Origin of the sequence: Ktedonobacter sp. SOSP1-85 (assembly GCF_016587415.1) — a bacterium.
Classification (GTDB): Bacteria; Chloroflexota; Ktedonobacteria; order Ktedonobacterales; family Ktedonobacteraceae; genus Ktedonobacter.
Genome location: NZ_BNJI01000001.1, coordinates 5,684,653 through 5,701,853 on the forward strand (window position 1 = coordinate 5,684,653; position 17,201 = coordinate 5,701,853).

At 52.5% G+C, this 17,201-nt stretch carries 17 protein-coding genes and 1 tRNA gene; 9 read left to right on the top strand and 9 right to left on the bottom strand.

Features of this window, described 5'->3' with window-relative positions; translation table 11 throughout:
- Window positions 1-6: 6 nt before the first annotated feature.
- The 3 genes from KTE_RS23675 (at window position 7) to recA (ending at window position 2,604) form a co-directional block, all read left to right on the top strand.
- On the top strand, window positions 7-303 hold the full coding sequence (locus tag KTE_RS23675) for a YbaB/EbfC family nucleoid-associated protein (protein WP_201368635.1): 297 nt from the start codon (window positions 7-9) through the stop codon (window positions 301-303).
- A gap of 24 nt (window positions 304-327) precedes the next feature.
- Window positions 328-939, top strand: a complete 612-nt coding sequence (recR, locus tag KTE_RS23680) for a recombination mediator RecR (protein ID WP_201385278.1) — start codon at window positions 328-330, stop codon at window positions 937-939.
- Window positions 940-1,485: 546 nt separating this feature from the next.
- Window positions 1,486-2,604: a recombinase RecA gene (gene recA / locus KTE_RS23685; RefSeq protein ID WP_305068549.1), complete on the top strand. Its 1,119-nt coding sequence runs from the start codon at window positions 1,486-1,488 to the stop codon at window positions 2,602-2,604.
- An 88-nt stretch (window positions 2,605-2,692) separates the two neighbouring features.
- Here recA and KTE_RS23690 read toward each other — a convergent pair whose 3' ends face one another.
- The 5 genes from KTE_RS23690 to KTE_RS23710 form a co-directional block, all read right to left on the bottom strand.
- A complete protein-coding gene (locus tag KTE_RS23690) occupies window positions 2,693-4,021 on the bottom strand; it encodes a DUF4032 domain-containing protein (RefSeq protein ID WP_201385280.1) in 1,329 nt (442 codons plus the stop codon).
- Window positions 4,022-4,414: 393 nt separating this feature from the next.
- Window positions 4,415-5,995 (bottom strand): cell wall metabolism sensor histidine kinase WalK, encoded by a 1,581-nt coding sequence (locus tag KTE_RS23695; RefSeq protein ID WP_201385282.1) that lies wholly within the window; start codon window positions 5,993-5,995, stop codon window positions 4,415-4,417.
- 30 nt (window positions 5,996-6,025) lie between these two features.
- The gene (locus tag KTE_RS23700) at window positions 6,026-6,730 is read right to left on the bottom strand and encodes a response regulator transcription factor (protein WP_201385284.1); all 705 of its coding nucleotides are present in this window, start codon (window positions 6,728-6,730) and stop codon (window positions 6,026-6,028) included.
- 210 nt (window positions 6,731-6,940) lie between these two features.
- Window positions 6,941-7,126 (bottom strand): hypothetical protein, encoded by a 186-nt coding sequence (locus KTE_RS23705; protein WP_201383855.1) that lies wholly within the window; start codon window positions 7,124-7,126, stop codon window positions 6,941-6,943.
- Window positions 7,127-7,281: 155 nt separating this feature from the next.
- Window positions 7,282-8,313 carry a zinc-binding dehydrogenase gene (locus KTE_RS23710; protein ID WP_201385287.1) on the bottom strand — a complete coding sequence of 344 codons (1,032 nt, stop codon included), beginning with the start codon at window positions 8,311-8,313 and terminating at the stop codon, window positions 7,282-7,284.
- A 196-nt stretch (window positions 8,314-8,509) separates the two neighbouring features.
- Here KTE_RS23710 and KTE_RS23715 point away from each other — a divergent pair, with 196 nt between their 5' ends.
- Complete coding sequence (locus KTE_RS23715) at window positions 8,510-8,779, top strand: hypothetical protein (protein ID WP_201385289.1); 270 nt, start codon at window positions 8,510-8,512, stop codon at window positions 8,777-8,779.
- A 273-nt stretch (window positions 8,780-9,052) separates the two neighbouring features.
- Window positions 9,053-9,283: a hypothetical protein gene (locus KTE_RS23720; RefSeq protein WP_201383851.1), complete on the top strand. Its 231-nt coding sequence runs from the start codon at window positions 9,053-9,055 to the stop codon at window positions 9,281-9,283.
- A gap of 211 nt (window positions 9,284-9,494) precedes the next feature.
- On the opposite strand, the gene KTE_RS23725 is transcribed toward KTE_RS23720, so the two are convergent.
- Window positions 9,495-10,340, bottom strand: coding sequence for a 2-oxoacid:ferredoxin oxidoreductase subunit beta (locus KTE_RS23725; protein ID WP_201385291.1), 846 nt, complete (start codon window positions 10,338-10,340; stop codon window positions 9,495-9,497).
- Window positions 10,341-10,344: 4 nt separating this feature from the next.
- A complete protein-coding gene (locus KTE_RS23730) occupies window positions 10,345-12,102 on the bottom strand; it encodes a 2-oxoacid:acceptor oxidoreductase subunit alpha (RefSeq protein ID WP_201385292.1) in 1,758 nt (585 codons plus the stop codon).
- A 680-nt stretch (window positions 12,103-12,782) separates the two neighbouring features.
- Here KTE_RS23730 and KTE_RS23735 point away from each other — a divergent pair.
- Window positions 12,783-12,855: transfer RNA gene (locus KTE_RS23735), tRNA-Ile, on the top strand.
- A gap of 1 nt (window position 12,856) precedes the next feature.
- Here KTE_RS23735 and KTE_RS23740 read toward each other — a convergent pair.
- Both KTE_RS23740 and KTE_RS23745 read right to left on the bottom strand, forming a co-directional pair.
- Window positions 12,857-13,285 (bottom strand): group I intron-associated PD-(D/E)XK endonuclease, encoded by a 429-nt coding sequence (locus KTE_RS23740; RefSeq protein WP_201385294.1) that lies wholly within the window; start codon window positions 13,283-13,285, stop codon window positions 12,857-12,859.
- 12 nt (window positions 13,286-13,297) lie between these two features.
- Window positions 13,298-13,729, bottom strand: coding sequence for a group I intron-associated PD-(D/E)XK endonuclease (locus KTE_RS23745; protein ID WP_201385297.1), 432 nt, complete (start codon window positions 13,727-13,729; stop codon window positions 13,298-13,300).
- A 246-nt stretch (window positions 13,730-13,975) separates the two neighbouring features.
- On the opposite strand from KTE_RS23745, the gene KTE_RS23750 reads away from it, so the two are divergent.
- The 3 genes from KTE_RS23750 (at window position 13,976) to KTE_RS23760 (ending at window position 17,154) form a co-directional block, all read left to right on the top strand.
- On the top strand, window positions 13,976-14,188 hold the full coding sequence (locus KTE_RS23750; protein WP_201385299.1) for a helix-turn-helix transcriptional regulator: 213 nt from the start codon (window positions 13,976-13,978) through the stop codon (window positions 14,186-14,188).
- Window positions 14,189-14,798: 610 nt separating this feature from the next.
- A complete protein-coding gene (locus KTE_RS23755; RefSeq protein WP_201385301.1) occupies window positions 14,799-16,340 on the top strand; it encodes an NAD(P)/FAD-dependent oxidoreductase in 1,542 nt (513 codons plus the stop codon).
- Complete coding sequence (locus tag KTE_RS23760; protein ID WP_201385303.1) at window positions 16,327-17,154, top strand: fatty acid desaturase; 828 nt, start codon at window positions 16,327-16,329, stop codon at window positions 17,152-17,154. The genes KTE_RS23755 and KTE_RS23760 overlap by 14 nt, the downstream gene beginning before the upstream one ends.
- Window positions 17,155-17,201 lie beyond the last annotated feature (47 nt).

Genomic DNA, 17,201 nt, shown 5'->3' on the forward strand with positions numbered 1-17,201 from the left:
ATAGTCATGAATATGCGTGAACTTCAGAAGATGCAGCAGCGTCTCGTGAAAATGCAGGAAGACCTGGAGAAGAACCAGTTTACTGGAACTGCTGGCGGTGGCGCGGTCACGATTCAGATGAGCGGCAAGTATGAAGTAACGGGTGTCAAGATCGATCCCGAGGCTTTTAATGCTGAGGACATCGAGGAACTTGAGGTGATGGTGAAGGCCGCGGCAAAGGATGCCTTTGATAAGGTGACCGATGCTCAGCAGAAACTCGTCAACAATGCCACGGGAGGTATGCGCATCCCCGGGCTATTCTAGTGCCATTGCAAATAAAAGGGAACTATGAGCGATATTGCCCCGCCAGTTGCAGCACTGGTCGAAGAATTCGCGAAGCTGCCAGGGATAGGCGTCAAAACGGCGCAGCGTCTTACGTTCTTTATTCTACGTAGCCCTAATGACCATGCCCGGCGCCTGGCCGAGGCCATCATACGGGTCAAAGAGAGCATTGTCTACTGCTCGCGCTGTTTCAATATTACGGAGACCGACCCATGTCCGATTTGCAGTAATCCAAGTCGGGAGCAGGATGTGGTCTGCGTCGTCGAGGAGCCGCTGGATGTGCTGGCACTCGAAAAGACCGGTGCGTATAAGGGACTCTACCATGTTCTGCATGGAGCGCTCTCGCCAATGAATGGTATCGGTCGTAAAGAGCTGCGGATCGATGAATTGCTCAAACGCCTGGATCATGAGCATATTCGTGAAGTCATTTTTGCTACCAATCCAGGCTTTGAGGGAGATTATACCGCCGGCTCTATTAAGCTCTATGTCAAAAATGAGCTGAACCTGCCCGATTTGCATATGACCTCCCTGGCACGCGGCCTTCCCATAGGCGGCGACCTGGAGTATGCCGATCAAGATACGCTTGGACGAGCCATTGAGGGACGGCGCGAATTATAATAATCGTCAGAATACAGCATCGCTGTATTCTGACATTTTTCTTTTCTCAGGCTATTCATGTGTGTAAAGCGTGTTTGTTGTGCGGAGAGGCGATATTGCTTGACAGGTAGTTGGGGTTATGGTACTCTTGTTCTAATTTCTGGCGACCACTATTGGGAGCGCATACGTACATACTTCTGATCCGAACACCCTGAGCGCGCTTGTCCCCGAATGGGGGAAGCGCTAGACACGCCAGTGGCGTTGGGTTTCGGAATAAGATCATAGTGCGTATAGGGAGAAATCTATTTCCGGTTTTTGACCCCCACCAGAGAATAGAATAAGTGTCACCCAAATCATCGCCGTTCTGTGTCGGGAGAGGCAGGCGAATGCGAGGAAGCATGTGGTGATCACCAACCTCTGCGCGCTGATGTCCCAGGAGCGTTGCGGGGCGGTTCAACGACTTTGACAGGCTTTTGAGAGGATTGAAAAAGGAGGAACACGCGGGGCAAGGGGATGATGGACCTATCTGTCTCTACTCCTAGCACCCTGTGTGTGAAGAAATCGCTAATGAGTACGAAGAAAGAAAAATCCACAGTAGACCGCAATAGCACCAGCAGCTCCGGAGCTACAACTGAGAGAGAACGAGCCATTGAGCAAGCCTTACAGCAGATCGAGCGCCGCTTTGGCAAGGGCGCGATCATGAAGCTTGGCGATACGGCGAAGGTCCAGGTTGAGGCCATATCCACCGGCTCTGTTGCCCTGGACCTGGCGCTGGGTATTGGTGGCTTGCCCCGTGGGCGTATAACAGAGATCTATGGCCCTGAATCGTCTGGTAAAACGACGCTTTGTCAGCACGTCATCGCCAATGTGCAGAAGATGGGTGGATACGCGGCCTTCATCGATGCTGAGCATGCCTTTGACCGTGTCTATGCCTCACGCTGCGGTGTTGACACCAATAGCCTGCTGATCTCTCAGCCTGATACCGGTGAGCAGGCGCTTGAGATCGTCGACTCCCTGGTGCGCAGCAATGCCGTCGACGTGGTCGTGGTCGACTCGGTGGCGGCCCTGGTGCCACGCGCCGAGATCGAGGGCGAGATGGGCGATTCGCACGTAGGCTTGCAGGCGCGTCTGATGAGCCAGGCCCTGCGTAAACTGACAGGCGCGATCAGCAGCTCGAACTGCTCGGTTATCTTTACCAACCAGTTGCGTGAAAAGATCGGTGTCATGTTCGGCAATCCAGAGACCACGGCCGGTGGTAAGGCGCTGAAGTTCTACGCCTCGGTGCGCCTGGATATCCGCCGTACTGACTCCATCAAGTTGGGCCAGGACGTGGTTGGTAACCGCACTCGCGTACGCGTCGTCAAAAACAAGGTCGCGCCTCCCTTCAAGTCCGCTGAGTTCGATATCATGTACAGCGAGGGTATTTCTCGCGAGGGTGGCCTGCTGGATATTGGTCTGGAGATGGGCCTGGTGAAGAAGAGCGGTGCCTGGTTCACGGTAGGCGATATTCGCCTGGGCCAGGGTCGTGAGAACGCCAAAGAGTTCCTGCGTCAGAACACCGACGTGGCTCAGGCTATCGATGACCAGATCCGCAACAACATGAACACCTTCCGTGGTGGCGAGATCGAAGGGGTCGAAGAAGAGGAGACCGAGGAAGAGATCGCTACGACCGAGGGCGAGGAGTAGCTCTTCCCCTCGTGTAACGCCAGATTCATTGGTAAGAGGTATGGTGCGCCCCTGGCAGCCGCAGGCTACCAGGGGCGCACCATACCTCTTAGTTTTGTTCCAGGTCAGAGGTGGTAATCTTCCTGGGCCTCTGGCTATCCTCCAGGATATTAGGCAGTTTCTGCTCAAGCTCTGGCTGTTGTAGGCGAACGAGGGGGCGCTCGGCGGTCGCCAGCAGTGGCTCAAGCTCTTCGCTTTCAATAGAAGGCGGAGCCAGGGCCTCTGGGACTGGCGTGCGCTCACGCCACCAGGTCGCCATCTTTGCCGGGTCGACCGCGCCCAACTCGCCGGTATTGGCCTCCTCCATATGCCAGTCGGTGATTGCATCCTCAAGCGGAATTTCGTGTCCCGCCTTCAGGCTGAGATTCCACTTGTGATCCATGATGGCAAAGTAGGCCTGCATCGGGTCCTGTTCTTGCGTGAGGGTTTGGCGCAGCAAGAGAATCGTGGGCAGGTGGTAGCGGCGGTACCAGTCGCGGGCCGCGACCTCTAGTTTGACGGGGCGATGGACCTGTTCGCTGAGAATGGCCTGGTGTCCCAGGATCAGGTTATAGAAGCGACGTGCGTAGGGCCGGGGGACGGAGATATGGATGAGTTCATAGATGCGGCGCTGATACCAGCCCGGTAGCACCGTCGTAAACTGCTGTACTGCACGCCCGGTCATATCCAGCAGCGAGAAGCCCCAGCGGTTGAGCGAGTGCAGGAATTTTTGCGCCTGGAAGAGCGTATCGAAGTGCTGCCCATCCGCCAGGCGCGCGTGTTCGCGCCTGAGCCAGCGATAGCGACGCTCAAAATAGCGAAAATCGCTATCATCAAGGACCTGTTCTTCTTCAGGCAGTCCCCGCGCCTGGCGTAAATCTTCGGCCTGCCAGGCCAGCGATTCGCCAAAGTGGGCCAGGTCCTGCTGGCGCAGCCCCTCACTGACGGCTTGCGGAAAGATCTCAACTGTCTCCGCATCGGCCATGATACCCAGCACACGCTTCCCATCGATGCGAATCAATGCATTGGCGAGAGAGGGATCACCCCAGTAGATACCATGCTCGTGTAGCTCAACCATTAAGACCGCTACTGCCGAGAGCAGGCTGTGCTTGGAGCGTTTCTTCAATGGGAGGCGATAGAGCAGGACATGAGGAATAACGCGTGGAGCGAGGCGCGTGATGGTATAGCCACGGTCGTTATTGATATATTGCCGCATACCAGGGACGCCGGGTACCTCTATCGGAATGGGAGGAGCCGACACGTGCGCAGTGCCGATGGGACTGAGTGCAGGAATACCGCGCCGCTCGATCTCGCGCAAGTTGCGAATCTCGCGCTCGGCCATGTGTGGCGTCGTCTCCTTGATCGCGTAGCGCGCGCCCTCGCTCTCAACGAAGACCACCGGATGGCGCGATGCACCGCGACGAATGACCAGAAGGGGGACGCCAAGTTGCTCCCATTCTTCGAGCTGAGCGTGCCAGGGAAGCTTCTCAAGCTGCTTCTTATCTGCTCGTGGAACGTGCAGTTGAATCTTTACATTGTCGTCTGAAGGTAGCGTAAATGTACCGATACTCTCACCTCCCTGTGTGTGTTATGACACTGGCATTTTTCCATCAGGAAACGTACTGGTTTAAATGTGATGATAGCATGCTTTCGGAGATCTACGCAAATTCAGGCGCGGGATGGAGGTACATCCAGTAAGTTGTAGGGTCCAAGCTGGCTTGGACTTATGCTCGCTAGTTGAGTGTTACCTCTAGCGGATGAGTCCAAGCCAGCTTGGACCCTACAAAGCTAATCACGCCTTCTCCGCTGCTGAGGGAAAGCAGAGCTTAAAGTTGCTGCCGGCGCCTGGTGTGCTCTCTACTTGGATGTTGCCTCGATGGTTCTCAACGATACGTTTCACAATTGCGAGTCCCAGGCCGCTACCGCCACGATCACGCGAGCGGGCTGGATCTGCCCGGTAGAAGCGCTCAAAGACGTGCGGAAGATCCTCAGCTGGAATGCCTATGCCGGTATCGCTAATAACGATGCAGGCTTGCCTGTGTTCTTGGCTGCGCAGTGAGAGCGTGATGGTGCCTTCTGGGGGTGTGTATTTGAAGGCATTATCCACCAGGGCTACCAGGACCTGCTTGAGCTGGTCGGCATCCCCATAGATTTGCACTGGTTCCGTATGCTGAAGAAGCAGGCGTGGATATATGGATGTCTGCTCGCTTCGATGGCGAAAGAGGCGGAGGGTATCCAGCAGGAGACTATCCAGGTCGATACGTGTATGATAAAGCGTGAGGGGAGCTTCACGTAGCAGTTGCTGCGTGCTATCGGCGTGTGCCAGGGTCAACAGGTCATTAACCAGGCGTCCGAGCCGTTCGGCCTCGGCCTGGGTGTCGGTGAGAGCTGCGCTTATCTCTTCGCCTGGCAGGTCGGGGGCTTTATTGAGCAAGTCGAGATTGCAGCGGATCGAGGTAATGGGAGCGCGTAACTCATGTGAGGCGTCTGCCACAAAGCGCTGCTGGCGCAGGTAAGCCTCTTCGAGATTAGTAAGCATCTGATTAAATGTCTCGCTGAGTACACTCAGTTCATCACGCGTTCGCCAGGGGGCATTTGGAAGGTAGACACGCTTACTGAAGTCGCTTGAGGTGCTAATCGTTTGCGCTGCCAGCGTCAAGCGATGAACGGCGCCCAAGACTCCGCGTGCGATAAGCCATCCTCCAATAAGTGCGAGCAATAAGGCCAGGAGCGCTACCTCAAGAATGAGTTGGCGTAAGTGGGCCAGAGATTGCTCTATATCATCGGTGCTACGTGCGGTCTGGATGATATGGGGCGTGGGGTAAGGATTACCATTAAACAGTGTGTATACGCGAATAGCCCACCCTTTGTAGGTGATAGTGCTAAAGAGGCACGCGCTGGCGACGGCGCTCTCGTGGCATCCGTGTCCGCGAAGCGCGGTCTGTGCGGCCTTCTCATCCCAGGGAGCGGGCGCAGACTGGTGGCTGATGGTTGTGCCGCCTTCCAGTGCGCCCGTCGTGGTGGCTAACAATTGGAGCTTTGTGCTGAGGATCTCAATGGAGATACCACCGATACCTATGCCATTGTCGCCGGGTAAGAGCAGGGGATATTTCGTGCCCTCGCTACTCATATATGAGGGCGAGAGGTCCTTGCCAAGTTGGATACTGGCCGCACGCGTACTGAGGGCATTGTCCAATTCTTGATAGGCTTGCTGGCGAGCTTGCTGATATACATAGATACCAAAGAAGGCAAAGATCCCAATAAGGAGAAGTGTATAAAAGCAGGCGAGCCGTAGATGCAGAGGGATATATAGCCCTCGCCGGGTTCTACTATCGTCCCTGGGAGCAATGGTTTGCTGAGAGAGTGCGGACATACTGATCTTTCTCCACATGTGCTGAATGTATTAGTCAGGTAAGCGCAGGACATAGCCTGTGCCGCGTATGGTTTGGAGCAGGCGTTGTTCGCCCTCGCGCTCCAGTTTGTTGCGCAAGTGTCCGATGTAGACCTCCAGCACATTAGGGCTGCCCTCAAAGTCGTTGCCCCAGATACGCTCCATGAGCAGGCCGCGTGTGAGGACTACGCGTGGATTGCGCAAAAAGAGCGTCAGTAATTCGTATTCTGTTGTGCTCAGGTCAATCATGCGTTGACCACGACGTGCCTGGCGTGTCGCGGTATCAAGCTCTAGATCTGCGAAGCAGAGAAGCTCTCCATGGACCTTTGTAGGCTGTTTGCGGCGTAGGAGGGCCTTAACGCGGGCAAGCAGTTCTTCCAGGGCAAAGGGTTTGACCAGGTAATCGTCGGCCCCCATCTCCAGTCCCCTGACGCGATCTGCGACTGTGTCACGGGCAGTCAGCATGAGAATCGCGGGCGTTGCCTGAGTTTGATGGAGACAACGGCAGACTTCTAGCCCATTTATGTCTGGCAGCATGATATCGAGAATAACCACGTCTGGTCGCCTGGTGCGTGCTAGCTCAAGGGCGGTCTCCCCATTGCTGGCGCTCGATACCTGGTAGCCTTCATAGGCCAGGCTGCGCCGTAGGGCGCTGGTCACACGCGTCTCATCATCAACGATCAGGATGTGCGCATTTGTGAATGTTGGCGGTTGCATCACTTTGCTGCTCGCTTCTATCAGGTTGTATATTCTCTATCATTATATGATTACCTGATCTTGCTGAAATGGGGCTGAAAAGAAGAGAGGCTGATAAGCAAGAGAGAATGGCTGATTCAGTGTATGCCTGAACCAGCCATTCTCTCTTGCTTTGAAAGGCACCTGAGCAAGGCCTCTCAAAAATAGGTTAGCGCGTTATCCCCTTTGAGGTTATTCCTCGTCAGCGGAGAGGCGGCGCCACACAAAAAAGGTCGTAGTACCGATTACAGCGAGGATACCTGTAACGATCAGGCTGATCGTCCATCCTCTGCGACTTGATGACTGCTCGGGAACATCAATAACCTCAACCTTGTGATGGTTGGAAGATGGGCGCGACTCTTTCACAACTGTTGCCATGAAAACTGTCATCCTTTCGTTTACTGGTGTCTTCTTCTACGAAAACCTGAGTGCGAAGCACTAGCCACAGTAGTGGCGTTGGTTTTCGGAATAAGATCTGCGATAGTCATAAACGAAATACCGCCCGGTACCTGAACGATACCTCGACAGTTTCATTATACAGATGGGGTCACAATCAATTTGCCAAAGCTCTCGCGGCGTTCTAGGCGCTGCTGTGCCTCGCCAACATGCTCAAGCGGATAGGTGCTATCCACCACCGGCAGGAACTTGAGCCGCGCGACCAGCTTGAGGACATCTGCCAGGTCCTGGCGCGTGCCTCCATACGAACCAAGCAGCGTTTGTTCTTTGGCGAAGAGGTTCCAGATATTGACTTTGCTCTCGTTACCAGTTGTGGCGCCACAGGTGACCAGGCGACCCCCACGCGCGAGGCACGCGACGCTCTTCTCCCAGGTTTCTGGTCCAATATGCTCAAAGACGACATCTACGCCTCGCTTATTGGTCAGGCGACGAACCTCTTGAAAGAAGTCGTGTTCGCGGTAATTAATGACGTCGTCGGCGCCAAGCTCAAGCGCCTTCGCGCGTTTCTCCTCGTTTCCGACTGTCGTAATTACACGTGCCCCGGCCAGCTTGGCGATCTGGATGGCCGCGCTACCAACCCCACTGCCACCAGCTTGAATCAGGATATCCTGGCCCGGCTGGAGGGGTGCTTTCTTCGTCAACATATGCCAGGCCGTAATTGCCGCCAGGCCAACAGCCGCGGCGGACACAGCATCGACGCCTTCTGGAAGAGGTACGATGCTGGAGGCTGGCGCGAGCATATACTCGGCGTAGCCACCCTGGCTGCCCAGGCCAACAATATCCCCTTTGAGGCAGATGGCTTCCTCACCTGAACGGCAAAATTCGCACTGACCGCAGAAAAGATAGGGGGCTACCGCGACCGCCTGTCCGACAGTCAGACCACGTATTGTATCACCCACCGCGACGATCTCGCCCGCGACCTCAGAGCCAGAGATATGCGGCATAGGCGCTATTTTTGTGCGACCGGTACGTGAATAAATATCCAGGCGATTGATACCACAGGCATGAACTTTGAGGACAACCTCGGTAGGGCCTGGCGTGGGCTGGGGTAGGTCCTCAACGCACAATACCCGTGTGTCACCATGCTCGTGAAAAACCGATGCTTTCATATGGTGCATCTCCCTTGATGTTTTGTTCGAGATTACTCTACAATATACAGGTTCTTCTGGGATCTTCCTCTTCATTGTATGGAATAGGCAGAAAAGATGCAATCTCTTGACGATGAGAGCTGTAAACGCTATCATCGGTATACAAAGCAAACAATCAAAGCAAACAATATTTTCTCTAAAGGTGTATTGCACAATTATGATGAACAAACTTCGTGGGCGTAACCTGAAACACCCGGGCTGCTTGATTGGCGTTACCACAGGCTTAACCGTAGGCATTATTCTGGCGGGTGTTATGGCCGCTGTCTTCAACATAAATTTAAGTGTTATCCTCTGGAGCTGGCTCATTTTTATCGTGGTGCTAGGCGTGATTGGATGGGTCATCGGAGACCGCATGTCGAGCCGCTTCCCGGCACTTGAGGAAGAGACGGCACCTTCGCAGGCCGATGCTTCCCCTCCCCAAGAATGAATATGACGAAACTGTGCCCAAAGGCTAGTACTTTGGAGAAAAGTATGGTATAGTTGATTTACTAGGTAACACCGTATACCCCTGCGTTATCTACCATTTGACCTGAAGCCGGAGCAGCGTGGCTCTAAAGCGATGATGCGCGAACTCGTGGATGCAGTATCGTCGTGGCTGCTCATAGAGCTACTGACCACTAGATACAGATTCCCCCAGTGTGCTGTAACCCTCTTAAGCGATGTAAATTACCTGATCAGCACAGGATAGGAGGATACCCTCATGACGAGCAATGAGTTTCGCCGACCAGTTTCTGTTGACTTTGCCCCCCGTGGCAGCGCCTGTGAGTGGTGTGGAAAGCCCGCAGAGCGCCAGTTGACCGCAATTGGAGGAACCTATCACAACGAAGGCGGCCTCTTCTGCCGCGCTTGTGGCGAGAAGTTTTCCCAGGCTGTGGTGAATTCGATTAATGTTGCTGCAATGACAAATGTTTCTGGTTACGAGCTGTTTTAACTCCTCTTCCACTCTCAATTTTTACTATGCAAACGTTCGCGCTTCGTGTTACCGACCTGTACCTATCCGAGCGGGCCCGCTACCCATCATACTCGTATAATCGTCCAGGGGACAACCGGCTTCAGGCTGGAACGCAGACAAGAGAGACCAACGAGAAAGAGGGTATGCCCAATTCTGGGCATACCCTCTTTCTCGTTGGTCAAATGGATGTTTACGCGTAGCGCTGAATATACTGTTCGATATCAAAGGACTTGGCGCGTTCGGCCAGCTTTTGCGCGGCCTGGTCCATCGTCTCACGCTCTTGGCGGAAGAAGACACCGGTAAACTGCTTCTCCGTATTGAGCGCCAGGGTCATGGCCTGGCCACGGTCAGCAATGTCATGCTCAGGCGAGATGGGCGTGACCGAGGCATCCCAGGCGTCAAATGTGTGATAGAAGGTTGGGCAGGGGCTTAGCGCGTGAATAAAGGAGAAGCCTTTATGCTGGATTCCCTGCTCGATGAGTGCCGCCAGATCCTTCGGTTTGGCCGAATAGCCACGGGCAACGAAACTGACGTTGAGTGAGAGCGCGGTCGCAATTGGATTGAATTGGGAGGCCATCAAGCCATAGGGCGTGGACTTGGTCACATGCCCATGAGGCGAGGTGGGTGAGGTCTGACCCTTGGTCAGGCCATAGATCTCGTTATCCATCACGACGACCGTGATATCGATATTGCGCAGAGCGGCATGTACCAGGTGGCCTGCCCCAATGCTGAAGAAGTCACCATCGCCGCCCACGGCCACAACGTTGAGATCCGGGCGTGACATCTTGAGTCCCTGGGCGACAGGAAGGGCGCGACCATGCACACTATGGAAGCCAAAGGTCTTCATAAAGTGCGGGAAGCGGCTTGAACAGCCAATACCCGAGACCACGACCGTCTGATCGGGTGCGAGTTTCATCCCAGAGAGACCGCGCAAGGTTGCGTTGAGTACACCAAAGTCACCGCAACCAGGGCACCAGGTAGGCTTTACTTCGCTTTTATAGTCTTTAGGGGTTGGATTGATGATTGTCTGCGTCATCGGATTAACTGACCTCCTCAATAGCCCGGAGAATCTCGCCCGCTGTGAACGGAATGCCGCCATACTTATTCACACGGATCGCTTGCAATCCATATTTCGCGCCCAGCAGGTTAGCTAACTGACCTGAGTAGTTGCATTCAGGGACGATAACCTTTTGCACCGAATGGATAAACTCTTGAATCTTGCGATCAGGCAATGGTGAGAGAATCTTCAAGTGGAGTGCGGCTACCTTGTATCCCTTTTCGCGGGCGCGGTCAATTGCCTCTTGAATGGTTCCCTCGGTCGATCCCCAGCCGATAAGCCCGATGGTGGCCTCGGCATCGCCATAGCGCTGGGGCTGTGGAAGCTCCTCGGCAGCCGTATACAGCTTGCGGAAGCGCTTTTCCATCATCGCGATATGGTCTTCTGGCTCGTAGTCGGGATGCCCGTACTCATTATGCTCAAGACCTGTCGCCACATAGGGAGTTGCACCGGCTCCCGGACTGGTCATGGGCGAGATGCCGCTAGCGGTATACGCAAAGCGTGCATAGTCGTGTGCCGCTGTTGCGCCGGCGCCAACTGCCTCTTTCTCATCGCTAGCTACTGGCTCGGGTTGCAGGCGTGCCTGGACCTCGCCCTGCTTAAAGATGTGGCGATCAACGCTCTCTACACGCGCGGTGAGTGATTGATCGGTCAGGAAGAGGACTGGCATCTGATAGCGCTCGGCCATATTGAACGCGAGTTGTATCAGCTCGTAACAATCGGCCACATTGGCTGGCGCCACGATCATACGCGGCGTATCGCCGTGCCCGGCGTAGAGCGCGAAGCTCAGATCGGACTGCTCCATTTTGGTAGGCATACCCGTGCTGGGGCCAGCACGCTGGGCATCGACAATGACGGCGGGCAATTCAGCCATAGATGAAAGGCCAATCAGCTCCGTCATCAGCGAGAAGCCGGGGCCAGAAGTCGCCGTCATCGCTCGCTTGCCACCGAATGAAGCGCCCAGGACCGCGGCCAGGGCCGCCATCTCATCTTCAGCCTGGAGGAACGTGCCACCGACGTTGGGGAGTTCCTTGGCCAGACCTTCCATGATGTCGCTCGCAGGCGTAATGGGATAGCCAGCGAAGAAGCGGCATTGCGCGGCCAGGGCACCTGCTACGACTGCCTGGTTGCCATTGAGCACAACGCGATCTGCCTTCTCCACGGGACCGAGAACGTAGGGATCATGTTTGGATAATTTTTCAACGACATAATTGCGGGCGACCTCAAGGGCCAGCATATTCTTCTCCATCAGCGTGGCGTTAGCCTTGCGTGACTTGGAGAGCTTGGATTGCACAACCTGGGTAATGGCCTCTATGGGCGGGCCGAAGAGCCCAGTGATGGCGCCAAGCATGACCATATTTTTGGTCTGGAAGAGCTGTACCTCTTTACGCGCGATCTCGTTAAAGGGAATAGCATACGTGATAAAGTCGCCGGTTTCAGGAGTAAAGTCGGACGGATCATAAATCAGGACGCCGCCATGTCGTAGATCGCTGACGTTGCGATCGAACGCCTCCTTATTTAGGCAGATGAGTACGTCCGCGTAGTCCCCCATAGATTTTACGGGCTGGTCGCTAATGCGAACCTGGAACATACACGGGCCGCCGAGAATCTCGGCAGGGAAGGTCCGAAATGTGTAGACGTGATATCCCCAGCGGGCAGCTGCCAGCGCGAGAATATCACCGCCTGAAATGGTACCCTCGCCCGACTCGCCGCCTATTCGGATGGTAACTTCGTTCTTCACTGATTTCTCCTCAGCAAAACGTGGAACCGCACCCGGAATGTAGGTAGCGCGGCAATAATTGGGTGTATTGTCATAGTGCTTTAGACACAGTAAATACGGGAAAGTGGAGGCTGTCGCCTGATGGGGGAGAGTGGCCACAAGAGGCGTTTTCGCTATTTATATAGACATACATACTGAGCAAAAAGGGTACTGTTGCTTCCATCAACCCTCAAGCAGCAGTGAAGCGAAGCAGCCCGCAAACTTTCAATATGTGTTTCCTGTCTGTTCTTGTGCATTCTCGACAATTCACAAACATACGCCAGTCGTAGAGTGATTGTACAAAACACACTTACGACTGATGCTATTATAGCACACTTTAGGTCCTTTGCCATCCAGAAAGGATGAGTTTATACGGAAACATATAGAGACCATCCTTTCTTGTAAATTGGCTTCCCAGGCTTATCGGATGGGGGAAAGACAGCTAGACGTAAAGCGCAGCCACATGTTACACCTCACTCCTATACTCCTCCTGTCCAGGAGCGCCGCGGAGTCCAAATCCAACCCAAAGTTGAGATATGAGCAAAAATGTAGAGTTTGTTTGTGTGCCAGCGCAACTTGTGAAGAAGGCGGAAAAACCGTTTGATTGGCTTATTTACCCCTTTTCAAGAGGCGTGAGATATGCTATACTACGTTTTGCAACCGGGCCCATAGCTCAGCGGTTAGAGCTGCCGGCTCATAACTGGTAGGTCGCTGGTTCGATCCCAGCTGGGCCCATCTACAATTCATAATCTTTTGCCATTCTATATCCGTGTTGATTCTTGTTTCTTGGTGGCGTCAAACGAAGGTTTGCTCTTGTTGTACTGACTTCATCAATAGGAACTAAATAGACTTTATTAAGCTCTGGACTATAGACAGCAAAATAATCGCATTCTCCACGATAATGACGACTTTCTCTTTTCTCTCCTGTTACGTTATGATTTGCTGTGTCAAATTTGATAACTGCATCATTGCTTATTCTAGCTGTCTTGCATTGTATGCACCAAAATCTTCTCTCGGCATCCTCAATAACCAGATCGTATCGGTGGTTGCCACCATAAGGGGTGAGCACTACGTAGCCGAGTTGTAGAAACCGGGTGATAATTGCTGCCTCGCTGATATCCCCTGCAGTATTTGTATCTTTTTTACCTCTGCCGAGTAGTCCCATATGCATCTCCTTTTACATCTCGTAATCTTTTGCCCACCGTACATATTTTTCCTGATTGTTCTTTGCAGGAACCAATCGAAGATTTGCTCTAGTTGTGCCAACCTGATCTACTGCTAAAAGGTAGATTTTGTTAAGTTCCTCACAATAAACAGCAAAAAAGTCACATTGTTCTCGATAATGCCGCATACGCTTAACTTTCAAAGCCATATTATGATTTGCTGTATCGAATGCAATTACTGTTCCATTATCTTGTATCCGCGCCGTTTTACATTGCACCCGCCAGAATTGCCCCTCACCATCCTCAATGACCAGATCATATCGCTGTTTTCTCCCATTAGGGATGAGCACGACGTAGCCGAGCTGTAAGAACCGAGTAATAATCGCAGCTTCACTGATGTTGCCTATGCTATTTGTAGTACGCTTATCTCTTCCTTGCAAATCCATTTGTTTCTCCTTCAATACCGACCATCAAAAAAGCCTTGCTGCGCATGATGCTTCAGGATATCAATGGTTGCTGGTGTTCTTACTTGCTAGCTTATCGTGCTAGGGTAAGCTAGCTTTTTATTGCTTCTTTATCTAGTGTATATTATGCTTTTAATTAATAAAAGTTATTAGTAATAGCGTAACATGCGTTTACATTAATGTCAAGTCTATGGTAGACTGGCTTAAACATCACTTGGAAGGGTAACAATGAGGCAACGTTTAAAGATAAGAGAAGTCGCAGAAGCTAAGGGATGGACTCAGTCAAAATTGCAACGTGCTGCTGATGTCAACTCACGCACCATGAGTGGTATCTATCATGATCCCTACCGCGACGTAGCATATAGCACCCTGGCTAAAATAGCCAGGGTTTTGGAAGTGGAAGTGGGTGAGCTTGTGGAAATGGTGCCTGACGAGGAATAAAATCTTTGCCTCAACTCATAGGTCGCTGTTTCGATCCCAGCTGGGCCCATTTTTGTTTAGAAGCCAGTTAAGCACAAGCGCCTAACTGGCTTTTTTGTGTTTTGGCAAGATTGATTAATATCCCAGGCATAAGGGGCGAGTTTGTTATCATAGTGAGCTTAACGGATAGCGTTAAGCTCACCTTGGGAGAGAATATACAATTGTGTGATCACAGAAAATCGTGAATCCTAATTGAGTTCTTCACTATCTTTTCTGGACAACACTTTGTGCTTGGAAATTTATCCTCCTATATATATAATTACCAAAAGTATTGGACGTATAATTTGAGGCTTTCATTGCCTGGAGGCATGTGCCGCGCATCGCTTCCACGTTTTCCTCCAGATCTAATAGTTGTGTGTAAGTGTCAGGCCTTTAGACGTGGGGCGTCTGACTTAGTCTAGTACAGACCTCCTTCTGACATGCTTACTCACTGATAGACGATAGTGCCGACAATGCTGTGACATAGGGCATAGAGTCACATATATATTCATGAGCTATCACACTGTCAGTACCTGTAAATGCGTTCTATTCTTTCAAAGAGAAATACTTTGAGATAGGTAGGTCGCAATATATGAAGGATGTAGCCATTATTGGTGCTGGAATTGCAGGTATAGCAATTGCGACGCGTTTGCAAAAACTGGGCTTTGCAACGCAACTTTTTGAGGCGCATGGGCAGCCAGGGGGATGTGCTGGTTTTTACCGACGTCGTGGCTTTTCCTTTGACGTAGGAGCAACGACACTGGTTGATTTTGGCCCCAGTGGTGTTGGCGGCGAGTGGCTCTCTAGCATTGCTATGCCTCCGATAGAATGGGAGCAACTTCCTGGGTATCTGGCCTGGCTTCCAGACCGAACGGTGACGCTGCACCGTGATCCGGCTTTATGGAATGAAGAACGACTTAACACTTTGGGTTGTACACCAGCACACCACGCGTTCTGGATGTTTATTGATAGGCTTGCAGCGGCCTTCTGGCAGGCTAGCCGTCGGGGCGTTAAATTACCAATTCAAAGTATAAGAGATGCGGTTCGTGATATGCGCGCCCTGGGAGCAATGCACCTCCCTCTTATTCGCTACCTGAACTGGACAGTGGAGGATGCCTTGCAGGCCTTTGGCCTGCACCAGGACCGCGCATTAACTGGCTTACTCGCTATGCTCATTGAAGATACGGTACATAGCAGCGTGAGGGAGGCGCCCCTTATCAACGCCGCATTGGGAATTTCTATTCGTGGTGCCGGTCTTACACGTGCGAGAGGAGGGATGCGTGGTTTCTGGCAAGCGCTAACAACTCACTATCAAACTTTGGGCGGAGAACTGCGTGTTGGTTGTCGAGTGGAACAGATTACAGGTGAGCGGGGAAAATTTTATATACGGACGCGGCGAGGGGAATTTCAGGCTGCTCAAGTTGTAAGTACTCTTCCAGCATCATTGACCTCCTGTATCGCACCAACTCAGGTCGCGCGGACGCTAAGCCCATACTTAAGCCGAAATGCTAATGCTTTAGGGGGCGCGCTGTGTGTCTTTCTCGGTGTGCCAGAACAAGAGGTTTGTGAGCAAGATTTTAGGCACCACCAATTGCTTCAGACATATAATAGCCCGCTGGGTGATGGCAACAATATGTTTATCTCTGTCTCTGCTCCAGGGGATACTGAAAGCGCGCCTACGGGTTATCGCAGCGTCATGCTCTCTACACATTGTTCATTGGAACCCTGGGAAGCGCTATCTGCTTCAGCATACCAGGCCCAAAAGCGAACTTCTGGCGACCACCTTATCTCCCTTGCGCGGCGCGTATATCCTCACCTGGCTGAGCAAGCAAGCGTGTATGAGGTGGCAACTCCACGCTCCTACCAGTTTTTTACTTTTCGTCCTCGCGGTGCCGTTGGAGGGTTCCGTCTGACGCTTTATAACGCGAATCAGCGCGCTATTCCTTATTCTTCAGGTGTGCCTGGTTTCTGGCTGGCTGGTGATACGACCTGGCCTGGCCTGGGAACAGTCGCATGTGTGCTTGGAAGCAAAATTGTGGCTGAGCAGGTAGCGGAGAGCGCTCGCTACTTGCAAAGGCCCCGCTGGTTTTTGGCTTCATTTCTGCAAGGAGGTGCTGAATATGCACGATCTTGAAACGCCTCAAAGAGCTGTTCCTCGGCTTGAGGAACTAGGTGCAGATCTTCTCGTCACCACACGCAGACAACGTTTACTCACCCTGGCACGACCATTTATCGGGTTATTTTGCTACGCTGTTGCTGCCTATTTTAACTTATGGTGGCTCTATCCTTTTCTTGTTTTCCTTATTTTCGTTGCAGTTGTGACCGTGACACATGATGTCGTTCATCGATCACTTGGTCTTAGCCAGCATCAGACAGAATATGCGCTTTTTTTCATGGGAATGGTGCTCATGGAAAGCGGGCATGCCTATCGGACGACGCATGTCCAGCATCATAAGTATTTTCCATCTGAAGAAGATCAAGATCCTGAAGGTTATCCCGCGCATTTAAGCCTCTTAGGTGCGCTATTTTATGGTCCTGTATTTCTCTACAGGCTCTGGTGGTGGGCTTTTCAGCGCAATCAGCAGCGATTTGGGCAGCGGATGTGGCTGATACTGGAAGCTCTTGTCCCCTTTGTCGTTGTCATTGTTGGTCTCCTTTTGTGGAATACTCTACCCGCCGTTCTACTCTATGCTTTCTTTGCCCTGGTTGGAAGTTGGGTCTATCCGCTCTTAACGGTCTATCTACCCCACAAGGATTATGGAGAGACGCCGCTGACGCAAACACACACCTTAAGAGGCAGGATCATTCCGTTACTTTTTTTAGAGCTGACGTATCACCTGGAGCATCATCTCTATCCGCAGGTGCCAAGCCATAACCTGGCTGAATTAGCGCGTCGGCTCGATCCTTTTTTTAGGGAAGCTGGTGTGCAGTATTGGTATGTGATTTAGCAATAGCGTTTGTGGAAAACGAAATAACAACAGGCAGATACCCTTCA

Bases quoted from the DNA above. Each gene is read 5' to 3' on its own strand.
- KTE_RS23705 (WP_201383855.1), bottom strand. From the start codon at position 7,126: ATGGCAACAGTTGTGAAAGAGTCGCGCCCATCTTCCAACCATCACAAG.
- recR (WP_201385278.1), top strand. From the start codon at position 328: ATGAGCGATATTGCCCCGCCAGTTGCAGCACTGGTCGAAGAATTCGCG.
- KTE_RS23695 (WP_201385282.1), bottom strand. From the start codon at position 5,995: ATGTCCGCACTCTCTCAGCAAACCATTGCTCCCAGGGACGATAGTAGA.
- KTE_RS23675 (WP_201368635.1), top strand. From the start codon at position 7: ATGAATATGCGTGAACTTCAGAAGATGCAGCAGCGTCTCGTGAAAATG.
- KTE_RS23720 (WP_201383851.1), top strand. From the start codon at position 9,053: ATGACGAGCAATGAGTTTCGCCGACCAGTTTCTGTTGACTTTGCCCCC.
- KTE_RS23745 (WP_201385297.1), bottom strand. From the start codon at position 13,729: ATGGATTTGCAAGGAAGAGATAAGCGTACTACAAATAGCATAGGCAAC.
- KTE_RS23760 (WP_201385303.1), top strand. From the start codon at position 16,327: ATGCACGATCTTGAAACGCCTCAAAGAGCTGTTCCTCGGCTTGAGGAA.
- KTE_RS23750 (WP_201385299.1), top strand. From the start codon at position 13,976: ATGAGGCAACGTTTAAAGATAAGAGAAGTCGCAGAAGCTAAGGGATGG.
- KTE_RS23710 (WP_201385287.1), bottom strand. From the start codon at position 8,313: ATGAAAGCATCGGTTTTTCACGAGCATGGTGACACACGGGTATTGTGC.
- KTE_RS23700 (WP_201385284.1), bottom strand. From the start codon at position 6,730: ATGCAACCGCCAACATTCACAAATGCGCACATCCTGATCGTTGATGAT.
- KTE_RS23740 (WP_201385294.1), bottom strand. From the start codon at position 13,285: ATGGGACTACTCGGCAGAGGTAAAAAAGATACAAATACTGCAGGGGAT.
- KTE_RS23725 (WP_201385291.1), bottom strand. From the start codon at position 10,340: ATGACGCAGACAATCATCAATCCAACCCCTAAAGACTATAAAAGCGAA.
- recA (WP_305068549.1), top strand. From the start codon at position 1,486: ATGAGTACGAAGAAAGAAAAATCCACAGTAGACCGCAATAGCACCAGC.
- KTE_RS23755 (WP_201385301.1), top strand. From the start codon at position 14,799: ATGAAGGATGTAGCCATTATTGGTGCTGGAATTGCAGGTATAGCAATT.
- KTE_RS23715 (WP_201385289.1), top strand. From the start codon at position 8,510: ATGATGAACAAACTTCGTGGGCGTAACCTGAAACACCCGGGCTGCTTG.